The sequence below is a fragment of the Acidobacteriota bacterium genome, assembly GCA_030697165.1.
In the GTDB taxonomy this organism is placed as follows: domain Bacteria; phylum Acidobacteriota; class Vicinamibacteria; order Vicinamibacterales; family UBA2999; genus 12-FULL-67-14b.
On the sequence record JAUYQQ010000020.1, the window covers coordinates 25,852 to 34,052 of the forward strand.

Consider the following 8,201-nt stretch of genomic DNA (forward strand, 5'->3'; position numbering starts at 1 on the left):
GGAAGTCCAAGTTGAAGGCCATACGATTTCACGAACACGGGGGACCGGACGTCCTCCGCTACGAAGACGTGCCGGAGCCGGTCGCCGGCCCCGGTGAAGTCGTCGTGCGCGTGCGGGCGTGCGCGCTCAATCATCTCGACCTGTGGCAGCGGCGCGGCATGGAGCGCGTCAGCATTCCGTTTCCCCACATCTCCGGCGCCGACGTGGCCGGCGAGGTGGCCAGCGCGCCCGGCGGCGAGTACGGCGTGGGCCGCCGCGTCATGCTGCAGCCGGGCCTCTCGTGCGGCCGCTGCGCGGCGTGCCTCGACGGCCGCGACAACGAGTGTCCGGCGTACGACGTGCTGGGTTACCGCAGCGACGGCGGCTACGCCGAGTACGTGAAGGTGCCGGTCCAGAACCTGATCGCGATTCCCGATGCGGTGGGCTTCGTGGAAGCGGCAGCGTTTCCGCTGGCGTTCCTGACCGCGTGGCACATGCTGATCACCCGCGCCAGGTTGCGCGCCGGCGAGGACGTACTCGTCATCGGCGCCGGCAGCGGCGTCGGGCAGGCGGCCATCCAGATCGCGTGGCGGCACGGCGCGCGCGTGTTTGCGACCGCCGGGTCGGATGACAAGCTGGCCAAGGCGCGGCAGCTGGGCGCGTACGAGGTGGTGAACCACGCCACGCAGGATGTCCCGGCGGCGATCAAGGAGTTCACCGGCGGGCGCGGCGTTGACGTCGTGGTCGAACATGTCGGCACGGCGACCTGGGATCGCAGCCTGAAGAGCCTCGCCCGTGGCGGCCGGCTGGTGACGTGTGGCGCCACCACCGGCCACGACGCGCGAATCGACTTGCGGTTTCTGTTCGGGCGTCAGTTATCGCTGCTGGGGTCGTACATGGGCCGGAAGGGCGAACTGCTGCGGGCGGCGCAGTTCTTCTTTTCCGGCGAACTCCGGTCGGTGGTCGACCAGACCTATCCGTTGTCGGAGGCCGCCGAAGCCCAGCGCCGGCTCGAATCGCGCCAGCAGTTCGGCAAGATTGTCCTGATTGCCTGACCAGCCCCTAAAGGGTTGCCTCCACCGAACCGCTGCACTCGAAGAACCGGTGTGCCCGGGCTTACGTCCAACCCTTAGATTGCGGGGTGTATGATCCTCGCTTCGTCATGGATATCAAGATCCAGCGGAAGCCGTCAGGGCTTGGCGGCCGGCTGTTCAGCCTGGTCGGCATTGTCGGGCTGATGGCCACGATCATCGCGGGCGCCACGGTGTGGCTGCTGCTCACCGATCCGGTGACAGTGGCCGAATCGATGGATTCGGGCGAGGTCACGCCGCTCGTACAGTCGCTGGCCGGGTCGATCTACGACGCGCTGGTGCGGCTGATGCGGATGCTATAGCTTCGTCGCGAGAAATTTCCCCAGATACCACGCATCCAGGAACTTGTACGGCGCGGCGCCGGTCGAGTAGTGCCCGCATGGCAGCACGCTGACCTGGACCGGATAGCGGCGCCGCCGGAACTCGTCCACCAGCTTCAGCGACAGGTCCACCGGAAACGAGAGGTCGTACTTGGCGTAGATCAACAGCGTCTGGCGATCGTGCATGCGATCCAGGAACGACCACGGGCTGATCGGGCGCCACAGGTGGCGCAGCTGGTCGGCGTCGAGGTACCCTTCGAACCCTTCGCGCACGTGCTCGGTCGAGAGGCCCCGCCACACCACGTCGCTGAAGAACGGCGAGACGTGGTTGAGGGCCTGCGCCCTCACCAGCGGTTCATGGCACGTCGTCAACAGCGACAGGCACGACCCGAGGCTGGTGCCGAGCAGGCCCAGGCGGTCGTAGCCCTGGTCGCGCAGCCACCAGAGCGCGAGCCGCACGTCGCGCACCGCCTGCCGGCACACCTGCAGCGTGCGCACGACGTTCGAGCTCACGATGTAATCGGCGCGCTTCAATTCCGGCGGCATGCGGGCGTCGTGGTAGGGCAGGCTGATGCGCAACGACGCGATGCCGAGCTTCGCGAGGATCTTGCACAGCCCGACATGGCCGTTGGCGTCGGAGTTCCACTGCGCCAGCACCACGACGGCCCGGCGAGGCGATCCGGGCCGGCGTTTGCGGATGGGAGCGGCGGGGAAGTACCGCGCTGTCACGGTGTTGTTGTGGTCGTGCGGCGTCGTGAACCCGCTGGGATAGGTCAGCAGGCCTTCTTCGCCGCCGGCCCTCACGCTGGGCAGCGCCTGCGTAAAGGTGTAGCGCACCGGCTCCGGCGTGTAGAAGGCGTCGGTATTCTGCATGACGCGCTCGACCCACGCCGACACCCCGGCGTAGCCGGCGGGTTGCCCGCCGCCGGCCTCCGTCCTGTCCACCGTAGCGCCAGGCGCGAAGGCGGCGTCGATCCAGTCTTCGCCCCACTCGAACGGGCGGACCTGGCGTTCATGTTTGCTGACGTTGGCGAGTTGCTGCTCCCAACGGTGAAAGTAACGTCGAATCATCCGGCGTGCGCGATTGCGCGCTCCACGGCCAGCGCGGCTCCCACCAGGGCCGCCGTCCCGCCCTTGTGACCCGCCAGTTGCAGGCCGACCGGCAGCCCGCCGTGAGCCGTGCCGCTCAGCCCGCTGTGGGCTGTGCCACACGGCAGCGAGATCGCCGGGTGTCCCGACAGGTTGAACGGCTGGGTGCAGCGCAGCATCAACGTCCGCACCGCCTCGGGCCCGCCCTTGACCGGCATGGTCGCGGCACCGAGCGGCGGCGCCGGTATCGCCAGCGACGGCAGCACCAGCGCGTCCACGCCGTGCAGCGCGCGGTCGACTTCGTGCGCGATCACCGCCTTGCCGCGCACCGCGCGGACGTAGTCTTCGGCCAGCACGTAGCGCGCCATCTCGAGACGCAGCCGCACGTTGGGCGTGTAGTCCTGTGGCCGCGCCAGCAGCGTGCGGCCGTGAAACTCGGCGGCGTCGGCCAACACCAGGTGCACGTAAACAGCCGCCATGTCGGTGGCGTGAGGAATGGCGACCTCGGTGACGGTCGCGCCCGCGCTGCGCAACGTCTCGATGGTGGCGGCCACGACGCGCTCCACGTCGGCGTCGAGCCGATCGAACAGGTAACCCGCCGGCACGCCGAACCGTAGTCCCTTGAGCGGCGCCGCCGCGGGCATGGCCGCGGTTTGCCGCGCGGCCGGCACCATCGCGTTGTACTGGAACCATGCATCAGCCACGCACGCCGCGAGCGGACCGACATGATCGAGCTGGCGGCTGAGCGGCACCACGCCCGACGCCGAGACCTCTCCCCATTCCGGCTTGAGCCCGACAATGCCGCAGGCGGCGGCGGGAATGCGGATGGAACCGCCCGTATCAGTGCCGACGGTGCCGAGCGACATGCCGGTCGCGATGGCGATGGCCGAGCCGCCGCTCGATCCACCCGGCGAGCGGGACGGGTCGACCGGGTTGCGGGCCAGGCCGAAACCGGAATCTTCGGTGGTCGTGCCGAAGGCAAACTCGTGGAGGTTGGTCTTGCCGACAAAGACGGCGCCGGCCGCGCGCAGCCGCGCGGTGACGACGGCGTCGCTGCCGGCGACGTGGTCGGCGCGCACGAGCGAACCGGCGCTGGTGCGCACGCCCTTCATGTCGATCAGATCCTTGAGCGACAGCGGAATGCCGTGGAGCGGCCCGCGGTAGCGGCCGCCGGCAATCTCCTGGTCGGCCTTGCGCGCAGCGGCGAGCGCGGCGGTGGCGGTCACGGTGATGAAGGCGTTCAGCTTCGGGTTGAGCGCCTCGATTTGCGACAGGCACTCCTCGGTCAGCTTCTCGGACTTGACCTCACCCTTGGCCAGCCGCGGCGCGACTTCGGCGATCGTCATTTCACCTCCGCGTCGTCGATGTCCACAGGAGTAGCCTTGTCCGCGTCGTCATTCCAGTCGGCCGCGCGCAGGCGTTCGGTTGCCTGGGCCAGTCCTTCGAGCGGGGCGATCAAGTCGGGCAGGTCGCGCGTGACCGCGTCGGCCTTTGCCCATTCCAGCCATTCACCAACAGTCATGATGCTCGTTTCACCGATATCGCCACGCCGCCACCGACGGGAAGAAAGGAAGTGCGCAGGCGGGGGTCGGCCGCCAGGCGGTGGCTGAACGCCACCACGGGATCGGAATCGCCGTTCCCGCCAATGTTATCAGTCACCAGCACGCCGTTGGGACGAAGCAGTGCGACCAGCCGCTCGTGCCTGGCTTGGTTCACCGCCGGGGCGGCGCCCTGGACGATCAGGTCGAACGGACCGGCAATCTTGTGCAGGAAGCGCGCGGCCTCGCCAACCATCACGCTGACGCGGTCGGCATAGCCCGCGGCGGCCAGCTCGCTGCGCGCGTGTCCGGCCAACACCGCGTCGGCTTCCATGCTGATCATCATCCCATCCGGCGGCAGCATTGCCGCAAGCGACAGGGTGAACTGGCCGTCGCCGATGCCGATCTCGAGGATACGACGGGCGCCGCAGTCGCGTGCCAGCGTTTGCAGCAGAGCCGCAGTGTCGGCGGACGTCACCCAGGGATTTTGACACGGTCCAGCTCGTGCCGGCCCAGTCTGCACCCATTGCACATGCGTCGGCGTCCACCTACACTCGAACTATGGCTCGGAGCTGTTGGAGCCGGCGTCGTCTGCGCCAGTTCACCTTGGCCGCCCTGCTGAGCCTCGCGATTCCCGTGGCGGGTTTCGCGCAGGCGGGTGCCCCCGATCTCACCCAACTGTCGATCGAAGACCTGATGCGGATCGAGGTCACCTCGGTCGCGCGCAAAGAGCAGCGCGCGGCCGATGTTGCGTCCGCCGTCTATGTGATCACGGCGGACGACATCCGCCGCTCCGGGCAGACTGCGGCGCAGGAGCCGGTCTCCAGAACCCCTTCCGAGGCGGTGGGCGGTCACCTGCTCGGCCGGCTCACCGGTACGCAGGGCAACGGTGGGGCGTGGCAGATCCAGGGATTCATCGACCTCGCGAACCGCGACGAACCGGTGGCCGAGTTCAGCCGGCAGACCTACGATCTCGACACGCAGTATCAAGTGACGCTCGGCCGCCGGCACGACCTGGTGGCCGGCCTTGGCTATCGGCTGGCTCACGAGCACTTCACCGGAAACAGCGGCTTCTCCCTCGACCCGGCGGTGAGCACCGGCTGGCTGTTGACCGGCTTCGTGCAGGACGAGGTGGACTTCCTCGACGACCGGCTGTCCGTGACCCTGGGCGGAGCGCGGCCGTGAGGCTGCGATGGACATTCCGGTGAGGCGGCTCCGACGTTTTGGTCCGGGCTGGTGCACGGCCGCCGTGGTCGCGGCGGCTGCGCTCAGTGCGCCGGCCGTCGGCGCCGGCCAGGCCCCCCAACGCGAAACGGACGTCGTCCTGAAAGCGGCTTTCCTCTATAATTTCGCCAGATTCGCGCAGTGGCCGGCGCTGCGCGACGGCCAGGCGATCGCGGTGTGCATCGTCGGTGACGACGGCCTGGCCGCCGCGTTCGACAAGACAGCGCAAGGAAAGAACATTGGTGGCCACGTCGTCGCGACAATACAGCCCGCCGACGCCAGAACGTGGAGCACGTGCCACGTATTGTTCATCGCTGACAGCGCGGCGCGCCGCGCGACGAAAGAGTTGTCGTTGATTCGGGCGGCGCCGGTGCTGACCGTGAGCGACGAGCCAGGGTTTGCGCGCCGGAGCGGTCTCGTCGAGCTGTACGTCGAGGACGGCCGGATGCGTTTTGCCATCAACGTGGATGCGCTCGGGCGCTCGGGCCTGCAGCTCAGTTCCCGCCTGCTTGGCCTTGCCAAAGTCGTCAGGGATCGCGACCTTGAGTAGCCTCAGCGCCTGGTTTCGCCGCCAGTCGGTCGGCCGCAAGCTGACCGTTGCGGCCTTGATCACCAGCGTCGTGTCGCTCACCGCCGCGGGCGCGGCGCTGGTGACGTACGACTACCTGGCCATGCGGCAGCGCCTGGTCCGCGACGTCACCATGACGGCCGACATCATCGGCGCGAACAGCATCGCGGCCCTGACGTTCGACGACCCCGTCGCGGCGGCCGAGACCTTGCGCGCGACCGCGGTCAACGCCAACATCACCGGCGCGCGGTTGTTCGCCCGCGACGGCAGCGTGCTGGCCACGTATTCGCGGCCTGGTGCTGTGCCGCTCATCCATCCGAGCGGCGCCGATGCCGGTGCGGCTCCGGCGTTCCGTTTCGGGTCCGGCGGCCTGCTCGTCGTGCGGCCAATCGCGTTCGACGGCGCCGTGATCGGTCACATCGAAGTGGCCTCCGACACCGGCGAGGTCTGGACCCGACTCAGCCAGTTTGCGGCGATCGCTGCCGCCACGTTTCTGGGAGCCTTGGGCATTGCGTTCGCCCTGTCACGGGCGACGGCACGGCTGGTCTTTGCGCCGATCGACCGCCTGCTCGCGGTGACCCGGACCGTTCGTGCCGGCGCTCGCTACGACGTCCGCGCCAGCGGTGGTGACGACGACGAACTGGGCGAGCTGATCGATCAGTTCAACGCGATGCTGGCTGACATCCAGCGGCGCGATCAACAGTTGCTGGCTCAGCAGGACACGCTCGAACACACCGTTGAAGCCCGCACCGCTGAACTGCAGACCAGCAACCTTGATCTGATCGCGGCCCGTGACCGCGCCATGGATGCCAGCCGGGCGAAGAGCGAGTTTCTCGCCAACATGAGCCACGAGATCCGGACGCCGATGAACGGCATTATCGGCATGACCGATTTGGTGCTCGACAGCGAGCTTACCGCCGAGCAGCGCGACAACCTGGCGACGGCGCGGTCGTCGGCCGACGCCCTGCTGCTGATCCTCAACGATATTCTCGACTTCTCGAAGATCGAGTCGCGCCAGCTGACCCTCGAGGCGCTGCCGTTCGCGCCGCGGTCGTTGATCGCCGACGCGCTCAAGCCGCTGGCGCTGCGCGCCCACCAGAAGGGGCTTGAACTGATTTGCGACGTCGATCCGGGCGTGCCTGAAGGGGTCGTCGGCGACCCGGCGCGGATTCAGCAGGTGCTGACCAACCTCGTCAGCAATGCGTTGAAGTTCACTGCGCAGGGCCACGTGCTGGTCGCCCTTCGCAACGACGCGACCCAGTCCGGGCGCGCAACGCTGCATTTCAGCGTGGCCGACACCGGCATCGGCATTCCCGCGGCGATGCACGCCACCATCTTCGAGGCCTTTCGCCAGGCCGACGGATCGACCACGCGCCGGTTCGGCGGCACCGGTCTGGGGCTGACGATCTCGTCGACGCTGGTGAAATTGATGGGCGGACAAATCTGGGTCGAAAGCGAAGAGGGCGCCGGCAGCACCTTCCACTTCACGATCGCGCTCGAAGTCGGCACCGTGCCGGCCGAGGCGCCGACGATCACGTTACCGCATCTCGAAGTGCTGATCGTCGACGACAATGAGGTCAACCGGCGCATGCTGGGGGAGCAGGTCAGGCGTTGGGGCATGACGGCGACGGTTGTCGCCAACGGATCGGACGGACTCGCGGCGCTAACCGCCGCCGCGAAGACGAGCCGTCCGTTTGGTTTGGTCTTGCTCGACGCGCAGATGCCGGGCATGGATGGCTTCGGCGTCGCCGCCGAGGTTGATAAACACCCCGAGCTGGCCGGTGCCACGATCATGATGCTCAGTTCGTCCGGCGATGCCACCGACCAGGCGCGCTGTGCCGCCCTGGGTATTGCGGCATGCCTGACCAAGCCGGTGTACGCCGCGGACCTGTTGCTGGCCATCGAGCGGGCGGTCGGCACGGTGTCCCTAGCCGCAGCGAGCCAGCCGGCATCGATCGCGGGTGGCTTCGCCACGGGCGCCACGGGCCCGCGCGCACGCGTCCTGCTGGTCGAAGACAACGTCGTCAACCAGCGCGTCGCGGCTGGACTACTGACGCGGCGCGGCCATCACGTCACGGTGGCCCAGAATGGGCGCGAAGCCCTGGAACGGCTCGAGCGCGAGGCGTTCGACCTGGTCCTGATGGACTTGCAGATGCCGGTGCTGGGCGGCCTGGATGCCACCATCGCCCTGCGCCTGCGCGAGCGGGAGACCGGCGCCCACGTGCGCGTGGTCGCCATGACCGCGCACGCGATGAGCGGCGACCGGGAACGGTGCTTGGCCGCGGGCATGGATGGCTACCTGTCGAAACCCATCGACCCGGCGGCCTTGTTCGCGGTCGTGGAGCAGGCGGGGCTGAGCGTCGTCGCGCCGCCGCCGCCGGCCGCCGCCGGC

9 protein-coding genes are annotated in these 8,201 nt (G+C 68.5%); 5 read left to right on the forward strand and 4 right to left on the reverse strand.

Going from position 1 to position 8,201, the window contains the following annotated elements:
• The first annotated feature begins 11 nt into the window (after positions 1 to 11).
• Positions 12 to 1,034: a zinc-binding dehydrogenase gene (locus Q8T13_18780; GenBank protein MDP3719811.1), complete on the forward strand. Its 1,023-nt coding sequence runs from the start codon at positions 12 to 14 to the stop codon at positions 1,032 to 1,034.
• Between the two features lie 107 nt (positions 1,035 to 1,141).
• A complete protein-coding gene (locus Q8T13_18785; protein MDP3719812.1) occupies positions 1,142 to 1,372 on the forward strand; it encodes a hypothetical protein in 231 nt (76 codons plus the stop codon).
• Here the strand turns inward: Q8T13_18785 and Q8T13_18790 are convergent.
• Genes Q8T13_18790 through Q8T13_18805 form a run of 4 tightly spaced genes read right to left on the reverse strand, consistent with a single transcriptional unit; the run spans position 1,367 to position 4,495 of the window.
• Positions 1,367 to 2,461, reverse strand: coding sequence for an alpha/beta hydrolase family protein (locus Q8T13_18790; protein MDP3719813.1), 1,095 nt, complete (start codon positions 2,459 to 2,461; stop codon positions 1,367 to 1,369). The genes Q8T13_18785 and Q8T13_18790 overlap by 6 nt on opposite strands.
• Entirely contained in the window at positions 2,458 to 3,825 is a 1,368-nt protein-coding gene (locus Q8T13_18795; protein MDP3719814.1) for an amidase, read from the reverse strand. The genes Q8T13_18790 and Q8T13_18795 overlap by 4 nt, the downstream gene beginning before the upstream one ends.
• Complete coding sequence (locus Q8T13_18800) at positions 3,822 to 4,001, reverse strand: hypothetical protein (GenBank protein ID MDP3719815.1); 180 nt, start codon at positions 3,999 to 4,001, stop codon at positions 3,822 to 3,824. Before Q8T13_18800 ends, Q8T13_18795 begins: the two co-directional genes overlap by 4 nt.
• The gene (locus Q8T13_18805) at positions 3,998 to 4,495 is read right to left on the reverse strand and encodes a class I SAM-dependent methyltransferase (GenBank protein MDP3719816.1); all 498 of its coding nucleotides are present in this window, start codon (positions 4,493 to 4,495) and stop codon (positions 3,998 to 4,000) included. Before Q8T13_18805 ends, Q8T13_18800 begins: the two co-directional genes overlap by 4 nt.
• 83 nt (positions 4,496 to 4,578) lie before the next feature.
• On the opposite strand from Q8T13_18805, the gene Q8T13_18810 reads away from it, so the two are divergent.
• From Q8T13_18810 to Q8T13_18820, 3 genes are all read left to right on the forward strand, one after another.
• Positions 4,579 to 5,202 carry a hypothetical protein gene (locus Q8T13_18810; protein MDP3719817.1) on the forward strand — a complete coding sequence of 208 codons (624 nt, stop codon included), beginning with the start codon at positions 4,579 to 4,581 and terminating at the stop codon, positions 5,200 to 5,202.
• Positions 5,203 to 5,209: 7 nt separating this feature from the next.
• Positions 5,210 to 5,791 (forward strand): YfiR family protein, encoded by a 582-nt coding sequence (locus tag Q8T13_18815; GenBank protein ID MDP3719818.1) that lies wholly within the window; start codon positions 5,210 to 5,212, stop codon positions 5,789 to 5,791.
• A partial coding sequence (locus Q8T13_18820; GenBank protein MDP3719819.1) for a response regulator occupies positions 5,784 to 8,201 on the forward strand: 2,418 nt, incomplete at its 3' end. The genes Q8T13_18815 and Q8T13_18820, both read left to right, overlap by 8 nt.

What these genes read in the sequence shown, in the direction of transcription:
- Q8T13_18785 (MDP3719812.1), top strand. Translation starts at nt 1,142, where the DNA reads ATGGATATCAAGATCCAGCGGAAGCCGTCAGGGCTTGGCGGCCGGCTG.
- Q8T13_18790 (MDP3719813.1), bottom strand. Translation starts at nt 2,461, where the DNA reads ATGATTCGACGTTACTTTCACCGTTGGGAGCAGCAACTCGCCAACGTC.
- Q8T13_18795 (MDP3719814.1), bottom strand. Translation starts at nt 3,825, where the DNA reads ATGACGATCGCCGAAGTCGCGCCGCGGCTGGCCAAGGGTGAGGTCAAG.
- Q8T13_18800 (MDP3719815.1), bottom strand. Translation starts at nt 4,001, where the DNA reads ATGACTGTTGGTGAATGGCTGGAATGGGCAAAGGCCGACGCGGTCACG.
- Q8T13_18810 (MDP3719817.1), top strand. Translation starts at nt 4,579, where the DNA reads ATGGCTCGGAGCTGTTGGAGCCGGCGTCGTCTGCGCCAGTTCACCTTG.
- Q8T13_18815 (MDP3719818.1), top strand. Translation starts at nt 5,210, where the DNA reads ATGGACATTCCGGTGAGGCGGCTCCGACGTTTTGGTCCGGGCTGGTGC.